The 18,408-nt window shown below is 30.7% G+C and carries 21 protein-coding genes and 1 other RNA gene; 8 read left to right on the forward strand and 14 right to left on the reverse strand.

Annotated features, from left to right (window positions below; all coding sequences use genetic code 11):
* Positions 1–179 precede the first annotated feature (179 nt).
* Together CW733_RS05430 and CW733_RS05435 are read left to right on the forward strand one after the other, a co-directional pair.
* Positions 180–1,754 (forward strand): GMC oxidoreductase, encoded by a 1,575-nt coding sequence (locus tag CW733_RS05430; RefSeq protein WP_100996236.1) that lies wholly within the window; start codon positions 180–182, stop codon positions 1,752–1,754.
* A 32-nt stretch (positions 1,755–1,786) separates the two neighbouring features.
* On the forward strand, positions 1,787–2,746 hold the full coding sequence (locus CW733_RS05435) for an alpha/beta fold hydrolase (protein WP_100996237.1): 960 nt from the start codon (positions 1,787–1,789) through the stop codon (positions 2,744–2,746).
* Positions 2,747–3,037: 291 nt separating this feature from the next.
* Here CW733_RS05435 and CW733_RS05440 read toward each other — a convergent pair whose 3' ends face one another.
* The 8 genes from CW733_RS05440 to CW733_RS05475 form a co-directional block, all read right to left on the reverse strand.
* Positions 3,038–3,586 (reverse strand): 1-acyl-sn-glycerol-3-phosphate acyltransferase, encoded by a 549-nt coding sequence (locus CW733_RS05440; RefSeq protein WP_100996238.1) that lies wholly within the window; start codon positions 3,584–3,586, stop codon positions 3,038–3,040.
* A 1-nt stretch (position 3,587) separates the two neighbouring features.
* Positions 3,588–4,670, reverse strand: coding sequence for an iron-containing alcohol dehydrogenase family protein (locus tag CW733_RS05445; protein WP_232730400.1), 1,083 nt, complete (start codon positions 4,668–4,670; stop codon positions 3,588–3,590).
* A 28-nt stretch (positions 4,671–4,698) separates the two neighbouring features.
* Positions 4,699–5,316, reverse strand: coding sequence for a CatA-like O-acetyltransferase (locus CW733_RS05450; protein ID WP_100996239.1), 618 nt, complete (start codon positions 5,314–5,316; stop codon positions 4,699–4,701).
* A gap of 2 nt (positions 5,317–5,318) precedes the next feature.
* Complete coding sequence (locus CW733_RS05455; protein WP_100996240.1) at positions 5,319–6,023, reverse strand: HAD family hydrolase; 705 nt, start codon at positions 6,021–6,023, stop codon at positions 5,319–5,321.
* Between the two features lie 69 nt (positions 6,024–6,092).
* Entirely contained in the window at positions 6,093–6,821 is a 729-nt protein-coding gene (kdsB, locus tag CW733_RS05460; protein WP_100996241.1) for a 3-deoxy-manno-octulosonate cytidylyltransferase, read from the reverse strand.
* A gap of 120 nt (positions 6,822–6,941) precedes the next feature.
* Positions 6,942–7,508, reverse strand: a complete 567-nt coding sequence (locus CW733_RS05465; protein ID WP_100996242.1) for a DUF4126 domain-containing protein — start codon at positions 7,506–7,508, stop codon at positions 6,942–6,944.
* A complete protein-coding gene (locus tag CW733_RS05470) occupies positions 7,486–7,710 on the reverse strand; it encodes a hypothetical protein (protein WP_100996243.1) in 225 nt (74 codons plus the stop codon). The genes CW733_RS05465 and CW733_RS05470 overlap by 23 nt, the downstream gene beginning before the upstream one ends.
* 136 nt (positions 7,711–7,846) lie before the next feature.
* A complete protein-coding gene (locus CW733_RS05475; protein WP_100996244.1) occupies positions 7,847–9,274 on the reverse strand; it encodes an ATP-dependent RecD-like DNA helicase in 1,428 nt (475 codons plus the stop codon).
* A 121-nt stretch (positions 9,275–9,395) separates the two neighbouring features.
* On the opposite strand from CW733_RS05475, the gene CW733_RS05480 reads away from it, so the two are divergent.
* The 3 genes from CW733_RS05480 to CW733_RS05490 are packed head-to-tail and all read left to right on the forward strand — an operon-like array spanning position 9,396 to position 11,499.
* Positions 9,396–10,136, forward strand: coding sequence for a hypothetical protein (locus CW733_RS05480; protein ID WP_100996245.1), 741 nt, complete (start codon positions 9,396–9,398; stop codon positions 10,134–10,136).
* Positions 10,117–10,941 carry a DUF3822 family protein gene (locus CW733_RS05485; RefSeq protein ID WP_100998688.1) on the forward strand — a complete coding sequence of 275 codons (825 nt, stop codon included), beginning with the start codon at positions 10,117–10,119 and terminating at the stop codon, positions 10,939–10,941. The genes CW733_RS05480 and CW733_RS05485 overlap by 20 nt, the downstream gene beginning before the upstream one ends.
* Positions 10,942–11,499, forward strand: coding sequence for an RsmD family RNA methyltransferase (locus CW733_RS05490; RefSeq protein WP_100996246.1), 558 nt, complete (start codon positions 10,942–10,944; stop codon positions 11,497–11,499).
* Between the two features lie 59 nt (positions 11,500–11,558).
* Here the strand turns inward: CW733_RS05490 and rnpB are convergent.
* The 5 genes from rnpB to CW733_RS05515 form a co-directional block, all read right to left on the reverse strand.
* Positions 11,559–11,880, reverse strand: an RNA gene (rnpB, locus tag CW733_RS05495) — RNase P RNA component class A.
* A 78-nt stretch (positions 11,881–11,958) separates the two neighbouring features.
* Positions 11,959–13,005, reverse strand: coding sequence for an ACR3 family arsenite efflux transporter (gene arsB / locus CW733_RS05500; RefSeq protein ID WP_100996247.1), 1,047 nt, complete (start codon positions 13,003–13,005; stop codon positions 11,959–11,961).
* Position 13,006: 1 nt separating this feature from the next.
* The gene (locus CW733_RS05505; RefSeq protein WP_100996248.1) at positions 13,007–13,642 is read right to left on the reverse strand and encodes a low molecular weight phosphatase family protein; all 636 of its coding nucleotides are present in this window, start codon (positions 13,640–13,642) and stop codon (positions 13,007–13,009) included.
* Positions 13,643–13,668: 26 nt separating this feature from the next.
* Positions 13,669–14,136: a DUF6428 family protein gene (locus CW733_RS05510; protein WP_100996249.1), complete on the reverse strand. Its 468-nt coding sequence runs from the start codon at positions 14,134–14,136 to the stop codon at positions 13,669–13,671.
* 48 nt (positions 14,137–14,184) lie between these two features.
* A complete protein-coding gene (locus CW733_RS05515; RefSeq protein ID WP_100996250.1) occupies positions 14,185–14,514 on the reverse strand; it encodes a helix-turn-helix transcriptional regulator in 330 nt (109 codons plus the stop codon).
* Positions 14,515–14,706: 192 nt separating this feature from the next.
* On the opposite strand from CW733_RS05515, the gene CW733_RS05520 reads away from it, so the two are divergent.
* The 3 genes from CW733_RS05520 to CW733_RS05530 are packed head-to-tail and all read left to right on the forward strand — an operon-like array spanning position 14,707 to position 17,652.
* Positions 14,707–16,437 carry a DNA polymerase III subunit gamma/tau gene (locus CW733_RS05520; protein ID WP_100996251.1) on the forward strand — a complete coding sequence of 577 codons (1,731 nt, stop codon included), beginning with the start codon at positions 14,707–14,709 and terminating at the stop codon, positions 16,435–16,437.
* A 54-nt stretch (positions 16,438–16,491) separates the two neighbouring features.
* Positions 16,492–17,067 (forward strand): hypothetical protein, encoded by a 576-nt coding sequence (locus tag CW733_RS05525; RefSeq protein WP_100996252.1) that lies wholly within the window; start codon positions 16,492–16,494, stop codon positions 17,065–17,067.
* A gap of 3 nt (positions 17,068–17,070) precedes the next feature.
* Entirely contained in the window at positions 17,071–17,652 is a 582-nt protein-coding gene (locus tag CW733_RS05530; protein ID WP_100996253.1) for a tRNA-(ms[2]io[6]A)-hydroxylase, read from the forward strand.
* Between the two features lie 157 nt (positions 17,653–17,809).
* Here CW733_RS05530 and CW733_RS05535 read toward each other — a convergent pair whose 3' ends face one another.
* On the reverse strand, positions 17,810–18,340 hold the full coding sequence (locus tag CW733_RS05535; RefSeq protein WP_100996254.1) for a porin family protein: 531 nt from the start codon (positions 18,338–18,340) through the stop codon (positions 17,810–17,812).
* Positions 18,341–18,408 lie beyond the last annotated feature (68 nt).

Raw genomic sequence — 18,408 nt, forward strand, 5'->3', positions numbered from 1 at the left:
TAATAATAATTGAAAAGGAAAAATTTTAAGCTATCAAGGCTTTTTTTTATAAAATAATTGAGTTCAAAAAAAAACCTAATTATGACGCTTCCGTTAAAATACAAAACATAGAATTATACCTAATTATTTTTTTCTAGACTTACAGTATCTCAATTAAAAATGCATTATAATAAATAAAAATGGAGTACGATTATATTATTGTTGGAAGTGGTTTTGGAGGTTCGGTTAGTGCTTTAAGATTATCAAAAAAAGGATACAAAGTTTTAATTATTGAAAAAGGAAAATGGTTCGAGACTAAAGATTTCCCGAAGACCAATTGGAATTTTAGAAAATGGCTGTGGATGCCAGGATTGCGTTTCTTTGGGATCATGAAACTAAGTATCTTCAAACATGTAGCAATACTATCTGGAACTGGAGTTGGTGGTGGTTCTTTAGTTTATGCTAATACATTGCCTATCCCAAAATCAACATTTTTTGAAACTGGTTCTTGGAGTAAATTAGGTGACTGGGAAACGGAATTAGAACCTTATTATAAGGTTGCCTTAAAAATGCTTGGAGCAACCAAAACACCAAAACTATTTGATGGAGATATTGGGCTAAAAAAAGTAGCAAAAAAGCTTAATATGGAAGATAAGTTTGATGCCACAAATGTTGCTATATATTTTGGTGAAGAAAATGTGACAAAAGACGATCCTTATTTTGATGGCAAGGGACCAGAAAGAACAGGTTGTAATTTTTGTGGTGCTTGCATGACAGGATGTCGAAATAATTCTAAAAACACATTAGACAAAAACTACTTGTATTTAGCTCAAAAATATGGAGCAGAAATTTTAGCAGAACATGAGGTATATAATGTTAGTCCTTTAGATACCGAAGATGGTGAAAACGGCTACGAAATAGCATTAAAAACAAGCACTAAATTCTTTACCAAACGAAAAAAAATTAAAAGTAAAGCTGTTATTTTTTCTGGAGGCGTTTTAGGAACGATTAAACTTTTACTAAAAATAAAAACGAGTTCATTACCTAATATTTCTGATAGATTAGGACAAGATGTAAGAACAAATAATGAAACTTTAGTTAGTGTTTCTAGTCTTGAAAAAGATAAAAATTATTCTAAAGGTGTAGCAATTGGTAGTATTTTAGATACTGATGAAAATAGTCATCTCGAAATTTGTAGATATTCTGAAGGATCAAATGCATGGAAATTAATACACCTACCTTATGTTACAGGTAAAAACATCTTCTCTCGCTTTTCCAAAATTGCTATAGCTTTAATAAAATCGCCTGTCAAATATTTTAAAATTTATTTTGTGAATAGTTGGTCAAAAAAAACTGTTGTTCTTCTTTTTATGCAAACTTTAGATAGTACTCTTAAGTTTAAGAGAAACAGTCTTGGTTTTATGAGTTCTACAGTTAGTACAGGAAAAAAACCGACTCCTTTTATTAAAGAATCTGTTAAATTAATTAAAGAATATAGTAAGGCTGTAAATGGTGTGAGTACTTCATTTGCATTAGAAACTATTGCAGGTATTCCTTCGACTGCACATGTTTTAGGAGGTGCTGTGATGGGAGAAAATCCATTAGAAGGTGTTATTGATAAAAACAATAAAGTCTTTGGGTATAAAAATCTTTATATTATTGATGGTTCTATGATTTCTTCAAATCCTGGAGTAAATCCTTCTTTATCAATAACAGCCATTGCAGAACGAGCTATGGATCAAATACCCAGTAAAAAAGGAGCTATAATTGATTAAAAATAATTGACAGCTATTAAAGCTATAAGTCTATGAAATACATAATTAAAGTTTTAAAAATTATTTTAACTATTACTATACTTGTAACTATAGGTATAGTCCTTTTGTTTGGTCATCGCAATATTCCGTTAAATGAATTAAAAGCGAAGTACACTAATGCAGCTTCTTCATTCATTTCTGTTAATGGCATGGATGTTCATTTTCGTGACGAAGGAAACAAAAACGATTCCATTCCAATTGTACTAATTCACGGAACAGCATCTAGCTTACATACGTTTGATACCTGGACCAATAACTTAAAAAAAACGAATCGAGTAATAAGGATGGATCTTCCAGCGTTTGGTTTAACTGGACCTTTTCCAGATGGCAACTATTCTATACATCATTATACGTCTTTCTTAAAAGATTTTTTAATGGGCTTAAACATTAAAGAATGTATATTAGTTGGAAATTCTTTAGGAGGACAAATAGCATGGAATTTCACCTTAGAGCAGCCAGAGATGGTAGAAAAGCTAATTTTAATAGATGCTGCTGGATATACTAAAGTCTCAAAAAGTGTCCCAATAGCTTTTAAATTAGGCCAGACTCCTATGCTTAATAAACTACTTACCTACATAACACCTCGTTTTATGGTTAGAGCGAGTGTTGAAAATGTATATTTTGATAAATCTAAAGTAACAGACTCTTTAGTTGATAGGTATTTTGAACTTACTCTGAGAAAAGGTAATCGTCAAGCATTTTTAGATAGACTTAATATAACTGCGGCAAAGACTTATACTAATATTAAAAATATTAAACAACCAACGCTTATACTTTGGGGAGCTAAGGATTTCTTAATTCCTATGGAGAATGCTTATAAATTTCAAGAGGATTTACCAAATAGCACATTAATTATATTAGAAAACATTGGCCATACACCTATGGAGGAAAGTCCTATTGAAAGCCTTAAATCTTTGGTTATTTTTTTAGGTAGCACACAGGTAAAAGAATAACATTTCCTGACAAAAAATACTAGAATTTGCTTAAAATAATAGATTATTTCTTCTGAAACTTCTCTATCAAAAAAAACAAAAGAAAAAGCCACTTCACGCAGGTTAAGTAGCTTTTTGAATCTTGTAGTAGGTAAATGTTTCTTTTTAGGGACTTGGGTAAAAGTTTACTTTATGTTTCATCCGCATACTACATATATTGTATTCCAATTATTATACCATAAACAATATTCTACTTAAAAAAGCTGTACTATTTTATAAAAAACAGCTGCTAATGTTTAATTCTAAATAACTTTAGGAATATTCTGATATTTTACCAATAACTCCTTTGTAAAAAGAATGCATATACTTAAAATCTGCTTCAATGTCATCTGTAGGATAAAAGGGCTCAGAAATGGTATTTGTTTTATTCTTAAAATCTAGAGTAAACATTATTATTGGTACGTTTGCTGCTTTAGCAATGTAATAAAAACCAGTTCTCCACTTCTCTACTTTCCTTCTAGTACCTTCTGGAGCAAAGGTTATTCTAAATTCTTCAAATTTATTAAACTCTTTAGCTATAGCTTCTACTTTATTTTCGTTAGTATTTCGGTTTAAAGGCACACCACCAATTGCTCTAAAATAATAACCTAATGGCCAGGTAAATAATTCTTTTTTACCTACAAAATTGGTTTTTATATTAATAACTCTTCTAAGGAAAACTCCAATATAGAAATCATGCCAACTGGTATGAGGTGCAGCAATTATTACTGCTTTTTTTACAGTATCCTTAGACATTGTAGTATTGCCTGCTATTTTCCAGCCTAATAATTTGAAGTATAAAAATTTATAAAAACTAAGCATACTACATTTTTTGATAGAGTGCTTTAAGCTTGTCTCGTGTTATTGTTTTTTTCCATTGTTTACCAATAGCATTTTCCCAAAGTGGTTCTAAACTTAAAGCAACATTAATCATGATATCGAATTCTTTGTCTGATAGGTCTTTACAAATACCTTGAGGTAAAGTAATCTTATGCTTTGCTTTCATTTCTTTAAACATAGCTACTCCTTCTGGATAATATTCATCTAAGTGGTCGAATACAATACAATTACCAATGCCATGTTTTACACCAAGCAAATAGCCTAAACCATAGCTTAAAGCATGTGCAACACCAACTTGAGAATAGGCAATACTCATACCTCCATGCCAACTCGCCATCATGAGTTTATCTTGAGAATCCTGATCACTTAAATCATCTTCTAAGAAAATCTCTTTACAAAGTGTGTATGCTTTTTCTCCATAAGTTTTACTAAATGCATTTAAAAACGTTCCATTAAGCGATTCTACGCAATGTACAAAACAGTCCATTCCTGTATAAAACCACTGGTCTTTAGGTACATCTTTTGTTAATTCTGGATCTAAAACTACTTGATCAAATGGTGTATAATCACTATTAATACCAAGTTTACGTTCTGGACCTGTTAAAATAGTCGTTCTAGAAACTTCTGCTCCTGTTCCCGAAATGGTAGGAATACCAACATGATAAACGGCAGGATTTTTTACTAAGTCCCAACCTTGATAATCTTTGGCCTCTCCATTATTTTTAAGCATTATAGAAACTGCTTTGGCAATATCTAAAACGCTTCCACCTCCAATACCAATAATACCAGATGGCAATTCTTTAAAATTAAGGATAATTTGCTCTACTAACTCGTCTATTTGAGACGTTTCTGGTTCTTTGGCTGCAGAGACGTATATTAATTTATCGTCGTAAGACAAAGGTATTCTTGAGGTTAACCAAGCATTACCTTTAAAAACATCGTCTACAAAAAATATAAATGGCGCTTTGGTATTCAACCTTTTAGGAGAAAGAATTTCTTCTAACTGATTAAAACTACCTCTTCCAAAAATTACCTTGGACACCATTGGAAAATTCTTATAACTCATTGACTTTTAGTCTTAGTTTGTAAAGTTATTACTTATTTAGTCTTTTTTGAAATAATTCTGAAAATAAACTTAAATGATATCCATCTACAAGAGCGTGATTAACATTTATTGCTACATTCATTATTTTTTCTTTATTTATTTCTTTCATTTTTCCAAATGCCAATTTTGGAACAGATTCTTGCAAACCTGAAACTGGCTCTTTGTGGCCCGAAAAATCCGACCAAGGCAAAGCAGAACAATGAATACAATCTAACCCATTTTTAAGTGGGAAAAGATTGTTTGAGCTTTCAATACGTAGTTTTTCTTCTTGAAAATTAGACAAAAATAAGTCTAAATTTTCGTTATAATCTATATATGAAAAACCAAATGTTTTATTCTCTCTCATAATAGTTGCAGAGGCATTAATGGTATTAAAACTTACCACCTTATTATCTACAATTCTATATTTTAAATTCTCGACACTATTAATGGCTTGCATGCAAGCATGTAAATAAGTACCAAAAAAGCTTATATTATTATCTTTAGAAAATGCGTGAGCTTTAGTAACATTAAAAGGAATGGTTATACCAAAATAAGGGTCTTTCAGTTTTGAAAAATGCTCAAAATGTTCCTTTCTATTCCATGTATTTATATCTAACGTTTTCAATTTTACTCTAATAATTTTGGAAGATCTAATAAACTATTTAAAGTTTTATAGGTCTTTTTATTTGCATCTTTTTCTGTTACTTCTTCATGAGCCCAAGTGGTATGAAATGGAATATGAATTGCCTTTGCTCCTATTGCCACTAATGGTAAAATATCAGATTTTAATGAGTTTCCAATCATTAAAAAATGTTCAGGTTTTATATCTAAATGTTTAAGTAACCTACTATAATTGTCTTCTTTTTTATCGCTTAAAACTTCTATATGATGAAAATAATCAAGCAATCCAGATTTTTGAAGCTTACGTTCTTGGTCTAACAAATCGCCTTTTGTTACTACAATTAACCTGTATTTTTTCGATAATTCCTTAAGCACTACTTCTACTCCATCTAACAAGTCTACAGGCTTATTAATCATCTCTTTCCCTATCTCTAATATTTTCTCTATGGTTTTATTAGACACTGTATTATTAGATAACTCTAATGCCATTTCTACCATAGATAGAACAAAACCTTTAACACCATAACCGTAAACTGGAAGGTTTTTCATCTCCATTTTAAAGAGCTCTTGGTCTATTTTATTTTCAGTTTCAAATCTATTTAGCAATTTTGAAAATTCACTTTCAGCATCACGAAAATAAGTTTCGTTTACCCAAAGCGTATCATCTGCATCAAAACCTATAACTTTTATATTTTGGTACTCTTTGTTCAATTTTTATTTCTTCTTAAATTTTTATAAAAATATTGAGTATTCAAACTTAAGTAAGCTAAAACTGCCTACTTATTTCCACAACTTCTTAGCGCGTTCTAAATCTTCTGGTGTGTCTATTTCTACACCTTGTACATTTGTCTCCACCATTTTTATACGCTTTCCATACTCTAAATAACGTATACATTCTATTTTCTCTGAAGCCTCCAATATTTGCATTGGCAAACGATAGAAGTCTAATATTGCTTGTTTTCTAAACGCGTAAACGCCTTTGTGCTTATAGTATTTTGTTGCTACTTCTTTGTCTCTTGGATACGGAATTGGGCTTCTAGAAAAATATAAAGCAAAGCCTTTTTGGTCAACAATTACTTTAACAGTATTTGGGTTCTTTATCTCTTCATCATCTGTAATATGAACCATTAAAGACGCTAAATCTACTTCTTTTTTAGTGTCTTCCTTAAATACTTTTATTAGTTTTTTAAGCGAAGCGACCTCTATAAAAGGCTCGTCTCCTTGAACATTAATAACAACATCAACATCTAAAAACTCTACAGCTTCGGCAATTCTATCGCTTCCACATTCGTGTTCTTTAATACTCATTATAACTTTTCCGCCTATGCTTTCAATTTCTTTAAAAATGATATCACTATCTGTTACCACAACCACATCATCAAACAATTGGGTAGCAACAGTAGCCTCGTAAGTACGAGTAATAACAGGTTTACCTCCCAAATCTTGCATGAGTTTACCAGGAAAACGAGATGCACTGTATCGTGCAGGAATCATTGCGATTATTTTCATTTATAAAAGCTGAAGTTTTTAGCTGAATTATTAACTAGTCAAAAATATAATTTTTAAACCGAAATAAAGATTTTTTTGAAACCAAATGTCATCAAAATGCTACAGGAGATTTCTTTTTTGTTATTCCTTACGAGATTTAAACTTTTTATAAAGCTTAAATATGATGAACAAAATAATGAAAACTAAAAATATAGCAACTATTGGAAATACAATAGAAACAGCAGATATTACTATTGCTGTGCCTGTTTCTACCGTAGAAACTACAGGATTTGCTATGCCTCCTGTTGTTACAGTCGAGGCTAACCTAGTTACTCCAGAAGTACTTGCAACAGCTGCTGCTGTTCCTCCTCCTGCAATTATTGCTAAAGCCCAAGTTATTACTGGACTTAGATCTGCAACTGTAGAAACCATTACTGCAGTTCCAGCAATAGCAGCTAGCGGAATGGCTACCGAATCTAACAAATTATCTACATAAGGAATATAGTAGGCAAAAATCTCTACAACTGTAGCAACACCTAAAACTATTAATGCAGACAAACTTCCTATCCATTGCCAGGATTCATTTAATTCCCAGCTACCTAAAAAGGCTGTTAGACTTAATGCAAACAACGGTACGAATACTCGAAAACCTACTGATGCAGATAATCCTATGCCTAGGCAAATACTAATTATTGTTTCGCTCGTCATTATTTAATTTATTAAGTGATCTTTTATAAATAAAGTGCATAACAAAACCGTAAACCACACCTCCTGCTAACCATATAAGGATTTGTTTAGGAAGTTTATCCCAAGCAAAGTCATTACTAACAACATCTAATACAATGGAAAAGACAAACATAATTAGAGCAAAAATGAGACCTTCAATAAACCAATGAAAGCGTTTTTTCATAATAAAATGTGTTATAATATATTTTAAATTCTTTGTTAAGATAGTACTTAAAATTAATTTTCAAAAAATCTTGTTGATGAAATTTATCTAAAATAAATCAATCATGCTTTTTATGCCAACAAGATTTAAAACCTTTTTATTCGGCTTCAAAAAATTCATCTGGAAACCCAATTAAATACAACTTTTCTTTTGCTCTAGTTACGGCTGTATATAACCAGCGTAAATAATCACGATTTATACCTTCTGGTAAATACGGTTGTTCTACAAAAACTGTGTCCCATTGTCCTCCTTGCGATTTATGACATGTTATAGCATAAGAAAATTTAACCTGTAACGCATTAAAATGATTGTTGCCTTTTATTTTTAAATACTTCTTGTATTTACTCGTTTCATCTTCGTAATCTTTTTGCACTTCTTGATATAAACGGTTAGAATCTTCGTAAGGTAGCGAAGGTGTTTCAGCATTAATAGTGTCTAATAATAAGACTGTTTCTATTGGAATCATTTTTGGATAATCTACCATTCGTACTTTTACTTCAGCAAATCTAAAGCCATACAATTCTTTAATACTAAAAATTTCAAGCACTTCTATAATATCTCCATTGGCAATAAAACCGGCTTCACTTGTTGGCTTTAACCAAAAGTAATTGTTCTTTACTACCATGAGGTAATCACCAGCAGATAATTCATTTTCATTAAATAAAATCCTACTACGTATTTGTTGGTTATACAAATTTGCTCGTTTGTTACTACGAACAATAATTGCCATTTCCTCGTTTCCTAAAGTGCTATAAGCATCGTTAATGGCATCCATTATATCGTAACCATCTACTAGTCTAACAATATCTGGATAACCTTTAATATTAAACTGAAAGCTTTCAAAAAAGGAACCTGCAATTGTTTCTCTTAATAAAGTAGCGTTTTCTAAAATTCCAGAATCTTGACCTTGACGCATGACTTCGTCTAGTTCCATTTTAGTTACCTCTTTATTATAATTTAAACTCAATATATGCTCGTCTAGTGCTGGGCTTAAATCTAGTTTAACAGGTGGTAACTGTGCTGTATCTCCAATTAAAAGCAATTTACATTTTTGGCCTTGGTAGACATATTGCATTAAATCGTCTAATAAGGATCCGTTAGCATAAAGTTTAGAGTCTGAAGGTGCATCTGGAATCATTGATGCTTCATCTACGATAAAAATGGTGTTTTTATGTTTATTTGGCTGTAAAACAAACTTTACGCCTCCTCCTTTATCTTTTTTAGGAAAATATATTTTTTTATGAATAGTAAACGCTTCCTTTTTAGAATAATTACTAATCACTTTTGCTGCTCGACCTGTTGGCGCCATTAGCACAGCACTCATGTTAGCATGCCGTAAATTATTAACTATTGTACCAATAATTGTTGTTTTACCAGTTCCAGCATAACCTTTTAGTAAAAAAAGGTCATTATCATTATCTTTAAAAATAAATTCGGAAAGTTGTAATAATAATATATCTTGCTTCACAGTTGGAGTAAACGGAAAATGCTGTTTTATAAGGGAATAAAATTGAGAAGATGTCATTAATGCTATTAAGATTTTGAGAATATTTCAAAGATATAAATGATTTTTACTCTTATTGGTTTTTACGAACAAAAAAAAATTGTAGATTTGCGATAGACCATTAACTAAATAAATTAAAATTATGATGATAATAATTGCTGTAATAGTTGTAATTCTTCTAACTGTTGGAATTGTTTGGGCAATAGACAAGTTTATTCCTTCAAAATTAAAGGCACCAATATCCATTTTACTTTGGATTGGTATTTTTGCTTTAGGCTACTTAACCTTTAATTCTGTTTACGATGAAATTAAGTTTCATAACATTAAACAAGACCGTTACGCTGCGGTTATTAAGAATCTAGTAGATATTAGAGATTCGGAATTAGCATACAAAGAAGTAAACGGTGAGTTTACAGGTAACTACAATGAGTTAATTAAATTTATTGAAACAGGAAAATTTGCTATTATTGAGCGTAGAGATTCTACCGTTTTAGATGAAGAAAAAACTAAGGCTTACGGTGGAATTAAATATACCAAAGAAATTACAATTACAGATACTTTAGATTTCGTTTCTGTAAGAGATTCATTATTTAAAAAATCGAATCGTTACAAAACAATGATGAATATTCCTTTTACAAAAGAAGGCACAACATTCGCATTAAAAGCAGGAATAACTGGTGAAAAAGGTAAAGAATTACCAGTATTTGAAGCTGTAGCTTGGAAAAAAGATATTTTATTCGATCAACCTAAAGATTTAATAAAGAAAGAAGAAAATGCATTTTCTGTAGAAGAAATTAATGGCGATGCTATTAAAATTGGTTCTATGGATGAAGTAAAAGTAAATGGAAACTGGCCTAAAGTTTATGATCCAATCAAAGACTAATATTAGTAAACATATTTCTTATAAAACATTGTCCATTCAAATAAGTTTGAATGGACTTTCTTTTTGTATCCTAAACACTCAAGACAAGTCAGTTTTAAAAATTGAACATGTTGTTTTCGATAAAAAAGTAACACCTTTCGAATTACTTGATGCTGTAAAGCATGCTTTTAATACTGAAGAATGGCTAAATGAAGACTTTGATAATGTACAAGTTATTCATGTAAATGAATTAGCTACATTGGTTCCAAAACCTTTGTTTAATGAAGATGCAATTGCAGATTACCTAAAACTTAATTCTAAAATACTTAAAACAGATTTTATAACTTTCGATTCCATTTCTGTAAATGAAACCATAAACGTCTATGTACCTTATGTAAACGTAAACAACTACATTTACGAACGTTTTGGAGATTTTACATACAAACACTACTCTACCATTTTAGTTGAAGAAATTTTAGCTCAAGAAAAGAATGCTAGCGGAAACAAAATGTATATTCATGTAGATACTACTCATTTTGAGATTATTGTTATCAAAGAAGGTACTTTAGCGCTTTATAATACTTTTGAATACCATACAGTAGAAGACTTTATTTACTACGTATTATTTACAGCAGAACAATTAAGCCTCAATCCTGAAGTAATTGAAACGGTACTGTTAGGCTCTATTACTAAAGACAATGCGTTTTACAACATACTATACAAATATGTTAGACATATTAGTTTTGGTAGCAGGAAAGATAATTTTGCTGTAACCGAAGACATAAAAAACAACCATTCACATTTCACACTTTTAACTCATTTTTAAATGCGTATAATCTCAGGAGAATTTAAAGGCCGAAGAATTACAGCTCCAAAAAAGCTTCCTATTCGCCCAACTACAGATATGGCAAAGGAATCTTTGTTTAATATTATAAACAATCAGTATTATTTCGAGGATGTTTCTGTGTTAGATTTATTTTCAGGCTCTGGAAATATAAGTTACGAATTTGCTTCTCGTGGTACAAGAAACATTACATCTGTAGATCAAGATTTTGGATGTATTCGTTTTATAAACGAAACAGCCGAGAGTTTTGGCATGCAAATACAAACCATAAAAAGTGATGTGTTTAAATTTTTAGAAAAAAGCAAAACTAAAGCTACTATTATTTTTGCAGACCCTCCTTACGATTTTACTGTCGAGCAATTCTCTAAAATTCCAGAGCTTATTTTTAAAAACGACTTATTAGACGCTGATGGCTTATTAATAGTTGAACACTCTAAATACACAGATATTTCTAGCTCTAAGAATTATAGCCACTCTAAAAGTTACGGAGCTAATATGTTTAGTTTTTTTACACTGCCTAGTAGCGATGAAGAAGAATAGTATAGCGTAGAAAATAACATAATAAAACAAAGCCCTTTGAAAATTTCAAAGGGCTTGTTTATTTAAGTAAATCTATAAGCCGGATTCTGTTACAAAACGATGATAAATCATGTCTTGACCCTTATCATTTATCTACGCGTATTGTTACCAATATACTTTAGCTGCCTACCCTCTAGCTCGCGCGTGCACGCTCAAACGCTAGTTTACATGACATTGCACCTAATAGAGTTTACCTGGTTTCACTACAGCATGACCTGTACATACTTTCTGTTGCACTTTTCCTAACCTCACGGCTGGTGGCTGTTAACCACTATATTGCACTATGGTGTCCAGACTTTCCTCACAAACAATAAATATCTGTGCGATAAGGCGATTTACTTAGATACAAAGGTACAATTAACATGTACTACTATCTATATATATTTAGATATTTGAGTGTTAAAAATCTTACCATCCATATTAATCTTTAATGGTTACAAAATATTTTTTGCGCAACCAAAAAGACACGCGAACTAATAAAATTAATGCAGGAACCTCTACCAAAGGCCCAATTACTCCTGCAAAAGCTTGGCCGGAATTTAGTCCAAAAACTGCTATAGCAACAGCAATTGCTAATTCAAAATTATTTCCTGCAGCTGTAAAAGCTACTGATGCCGTTTTATCATAATCTGCACCAGTGGCTTTTGTCATAAAAAAACCAATAATAAACATTAATGTAAAATAGATAAGTAATGGCACTGCAATAATTAAAACATCCATGGGAATCTCTACTATTAGCTCTCCTTTAAGTGAGAACATAACTACAATTGTAAACAAAAGGGCAATTAAAGTAAGTGGTGAAATGGTTGGAATAAATTTATTTGTGTACCATTCTTCTCCTTTTAATTTTACTAAAATTAGCCTACTTAATATTCCCATTACAAATGGGAGTCCTAAGTAAATAGCAACACTTTCTGCTATTGTGCCAATAGAAATATCTACAATAGCACCTTCAAACCCAAAATAAGGAGGAAGAACAGTTATAAATAGCCAAGCATAAAAACTATATGCAAACACTTGAAAAACACTATTTAAAGCAACTAAACCTGCTCCATATTCACTATTTCCTTCTGCTAGGTCATTCCATACTAAAACCATTGCAATACAACGTGCTAAACCAATTAAAATTAGTCCAACCATATATTCGGGATAATCGCGTAAGAACGTAATCGCTAAAACAAACATTAAAACAGGGCCAATTATCCAATTTAATATAAGTGAAATAGAAAGTATTTTAGTATTTCTAAACACTTTGGGTAATAATGCATAGTTAACTTTAGCTAAAGGTGGATACATCATTAATATTAAACCAACCGCTATAGGAATATTTGTTGTACCACTACTTAATGAATTTATAACATTAGGAAATGTTGGAAAAAAATAACCTATCCCAACTCCAAAAGCCATTGCTACAAATATCCATACCGTTAGATTTTTGTCAAGAAAACTTAATTTTTTACTTGGCATTTTAAGAGTTTATTTTAGAAAAAACGTAAAATAATTCAGTTGCAATTTGCAAACTTCTTTCATTGTATTTTTCTGCTTGTTGTGGTGTATTATCAAATGCTTTCGGGTCTTCAAAAGTTACAGGAATTCGTTTTTCGGCACCTGCTATAAAAGGACAACCACCATCTGCTTGCGAACAAGTCATGATTGCAGCAAATCCAGCTTTGGGATTAAAATCGTCATCTAATTTCTTAGAAAAACCAATTATTGGGTGTACATTATCTGCATATTTTATACTGTAAATTGGATTATTCCCTTCAGAAATCATCTTTATTTTAAAACCAGAGTTTTGTAATGTTTGGGCAGCTACAGGAAAAAGAGCTGTAGCTTCTGTTCCACCAGAATAACAAAACACATTTCTAATATTAAAATAGTTAGCCATTGTTTGTGCCCAAACTTGAGACAAATGGCTTCTTCTTGAATTATGAGTACATATAAAGTTTATTCTAATCTCTTTATTGGCACTTGCTTTTTCTTGAATAAATTCTATTAGCGGTTGTAAAACTACTTTCCGTTCTTCTAAAATAGTTTCAGTATTTAATCCTTTAATTAATTCTTTTATTTCTAGAAAAAGTGTAGTTGACTTTGTTACTTTCATGCTTTTGTTCTTATTATAAAACTAAATTAACAACAGCCTCCTCCTGGAGTACAACTTGTTTCGCTATTTAAATCTGAAATTTTTAATTTTGGCTTTTCTACAGGAATTCCACATTGATCTTTTGCTAAACAATCAGTTTCCTTATTAGTTAGTAAGAAATTTTTTCCATCGAAATCAAGTCCGAATTTACCAATAGTATCAGCTTGGTACTCTACTTCTATTTCTAAATCTTCAATAGCTAATACCTTTTCAGAAAGTTCTATAATATTCAACAATTTTTCTGGGTGTAATCTATGGTCATAGTCATTTGCATTCCATAATTGAAAGTTTACAACCTCTTCATTTCTTACTGTTCCACCGCAATCGATAAAATGTTTTGTTATTTTACCAACTTCGGTTACATGAAAATGATTTGGAACTAAAGTTCCATCTGGTAATTGAAAACCTATGGTTTCCAATTCTTTTAATGTTAATTTTACTTGTGATAATTTCATAATTTACATTAGTTTATTGCGATAATACGATTAATAGATTAAATTTTTTTAACAACATTCAGTTTTAGTAATGTCTTGGTCTAAAAACTGAGACATAATTTTTTTCATATCCGACCAATTTTCTGTGTTTATACAGTAACAAACACTTGTTCCTTCTACACTTCCTTTAATTAAACCTAAATGCTTAAGTTCTTTTAAATGCTGTGAAATAGTAGGCTGAGCCAGACCAATTTCATTAACAAGATCACCACATACACAAGAATCTATTTTAAATAAGTGTTGTAAAATAGAAACTCTTGCAGGATGCCCAAAAACTTTTGCAAAAAGAGCAATTTCATTTTGTTCATCTGTAAACATTTCGGTTTTAGCTAATCCCATTTCTACTATATTAGTTCATTGCAATATTACAATTAATAATTATAACACCATAATATTTTTAATAAATAAAATGTAAACCTTACTATTTATTGTTAATAACTCCTACTAATTTTAAGTTTCAAAAAACGTAAATCTTAACTTTGAATTTTTTAACTTTGAAATTCTAATTTATAATTAAAAAGCATAAATAATTTGGAACACTTTGTAGTATCGGCCAGAAAGTACAGACCACAAACGTTTAATGACGTTGTTGGGCAATCTGCTATTACAAACACGCTATTAAATGCTATTGAAAATAATCATTTAGCACAAGCTTTATTATTTACAGGTCCTCGTGGTGTTGGTAAAACCAGTTGCGCACGTATTCTTGCAAAAATGATAAATAGCGATGGCACAGAAACTGGAGAAGAGGATTATGCTTTCAATATTTTTGAGTTAGATGCTGCGTCTAACAATTCGGTAGACGATATTAGAAGTCTTACAGACCAAGTACGTATTCCTCCGCAAGTTGGAAAATATAAAGTCTATATTATAGATGAAGTACATATGCTTTCTCAAGCAGCCTTTAATGCGTTTTTAAAGACATTAGAAGAACCACCAAAGCATTGCATTTTTATATTAGCAACGACAGAAAAACATAAAATTATCCCAACGATTTTATCGCGTTGTCAGATTTTCGACTTTAAACGTATTACAGTTAAAGATGCTAAAAATTATCTAAAGTATATTGCAAAAGAACAAGGCATTACTGCAGAAGATGATGCCCTTCATATTATTGCTCAAAAAGCAGATGGAGCTATGCGTGATGCATTATCTATCTTCGATCGTGTTGTTAGTTTTTCTGGAAAAGACTTAACACGACAAGCAGTTACAGAGAATTTAAACGTACTCGATTACGAAACATATTTTAAGAGTACAGATTTAATACTAGAAAATAAAATACCAGAATTACTACTTCAGTTTAACGATACCTTATCTAAAGGCTTCGATGGACACCATTATATTGCTGGTTTAGCCTCTCACTTTAGAGATTTATTAGTTTGCCAAAATCCTGCAACAATAGAGCTGTTAGAAGTTGGAGATAAAACCAAAGAAAAATATTTAGAGCAATCTAAAAAAGCATCACAATCCTTTTTACTTAAAGGAATTGAGCTAGCTAACGAAACGGATTTAAAATACAAGTCTAGTAAAAACCAACGACTGCTCGTCGAACTTTGTATCATGCAACTTGCCTCTATCACTTTCGATGGAGAAAAAAAAAATAGCAGTCGGTTCATAATTCCGCCATCTTATTTTAAACGTGTTGGTATTACTCCTATTCCTGTTAAAAAACCTTTAGAGCCAACTGTAAACATTGCTAAAGAAGTTACAGAAAACAAATCGCAAATTATTGCAGATAGTACTCCTAAACCTGTTGTAACTCCAGAAGTTACCAAGCCTAAAATTATTTTAAACAGAGATACTAAACGTACTTCTGGTCTATCTTTAAAAAGCATTCGTGCTAAAAAAGAGCATGAAATAAGGCAAATGGATGTTGTTGTAGATGATGAAGATTTACCTAAAGAACCTTTTACTCAAGAACAATTAACCGAAGCTTGGAACACTTTTGTTACAAAAATAGAAGCTGAAGGTAAAATGAATCTTGCAGCAATACTATCTATAGACGAACCTACTTTAAAAGGAACAACTATACATTTAACGTTCCCTAATTCTACAAATAAAGTAGAAGTTGAAAGACAGTCTTTCGATTTATTACAGTTTCTAAGAAAGCGTTTAAAGAACTACGATATTAATTTAGATATTGAGATAAATGAAGAAATGCAAAAGAAATTTGCATATACTCCAGAGGATAAATACGAAAAGTTAAAAGAAAAGAATCCTAATATTGAGTTGTTAAGGAAAACTTTTGATTTAGATCTTTAAAAAAAAAGACTTAAAACCGCTTAACCTCTAGACATAAAAATAAATAATCTTCAAATGAAAAATATTTTATTCATACTAACAATTGTAAGTATTTTATTTCTTGGTTGCGATGGTAAGGATCGAGTATATAAATCTAATACAGACGTTTTAAAAGAACATAAACTACTTGATTCTTTTTCTGAAGACATAAAGTACTTTCCTGAAAAATATAACGAATTTAAAATTGACACTATTTTAAGTAATGGGTTTACTGTAAAAATTAAATCCTATACAGATATGGAAAGCAGTTATTTAAATGAATTTAAGGCAGATAATATAACTCATAAACACTTCTATCGAGATAGCAAAGCAACGATTGTTGTAACTAACAATGGAATTGTATTTGATAAATTAATTGATAAAAAAACCTTTTCTGAATTTGACAACACATTTTCTGAATTATTAAAAGACACTAATATGAATGGTGTTTGGATTAACGAGGAGAAATCATTATTAAATTCTAATATTACAATTAATGTTAATTTCTGTAAACCTGAGACAGATCAATGTGAGTTTTTCAACTTAATTATTGAAAAAGATGGAAAGTATAGAATTATTCGCATTATTGATGAAGTAGAAAAAAAAATATAAATTATGTTAGGACTTAAATTACCAACAGATCCACGTTGGGTAAACATAGTAGAAAAAAATATTAAAGAGATTTTAATAGATCATGCCTTTTGTGAACAAAAAGCAACAAGCACTGCAATTTCTTTAATTGTAAGCTTTCCTGAGTACTCAGATTTAGTAGAAGAAATGGTTGCTTTGGTAAAAGAAGAGATTAGCCATTTTAAAATGGTTCATGATTTAATCTTAAAAAATGGTTGGGTTCTAGGTCGTGATCGTAAAGATGAGTATGTAGCGAAATTGCTTCAGTTTTTCCCAAAAGGTGGTAGTAGAACGACACAATTGGTACATAGACTATTGTATGCTGCTTTAATTGAAGCACGCAGTTGTGAGCGTTTTAGGCTACTTAGCGAAGAATTAGCAGACAAAGAGTTAGCCGAATTTTACAAAAAACTAATGGTAAGCGAAGCGAACCACTATACAATGTTTTTAGGCTTTGCTAGACAATATGGAGATAGAACAGAAGTTGATGAAAAGTGGCAAGCGCTTTTAGAATATGAAGCAGAAATAATGAAAGATCTAAGCAAGAGTGAAACGATACATGGATAATATATTTATATAATTAAACACTATTATAGAGTTTTAAACTACTGTTGTATTTTTATAACAAAATTAAAAAAAGACATAGACATAATCCCTTTATTGCATAAAAAAAATCCAATACAAATTGTATTGGATTTTTTTAGTTTTATATAAATTGGTTTGGTTAAAACTTCACACCAAATCCTATTTGCATATTGGTATTTTTTGCTTCTAAATTAGTTTCATCATCAAAGATGTTAGTTAATCCATAAGAGTATCTAAAATCTAAAAAGAATTCATCTGAAATCATATATTCTAATCCTGCAAGACCTGAAAATCCTAAGTTTTGCAACCCATCTTCGTAATCATGTCCTTTTAAACTTACTTGAGGTCCTAAGCCAATAGAAAGGTTTTCTGCTATTTTATACTTAAAAAATATTGGCATTTGAATATAATCAATACGAATAGATTCTTCTTTTGCTCCTTCGGCAGAAAATTGAATTTCTGGCGCTAAAGATAAGCTTGTACATAAACTGTATTCAGCAAAAAAACCAATTGCAAAACCATTTCTATGCATATTCTCAAATGAACCTGTTGTTGGTTTAAAATCTAAATTTGAAATGTTAACGCCTGCACGAACTCCATATAATGCATTTTGAGAAAAGCCGTAAATTGAAAACATTGCAAAGGCAGCGATAAATACTATTTTTTTCATAAAAGTTGGTTTTATAATTTTATATATTCTTAGTTGATTTTAAAAGTAGCACTAATATAATTTTTTTT

The sequence above is a fragment of the Lacinutrix sp. Bg11-31 genome, from assembly GCF_002831665.1.
Lineage (GTDB): Bacteria > Bacteroidota > Bacteroidia > Flavobacteriales > Flavobacteriaceae > Lacinutrix.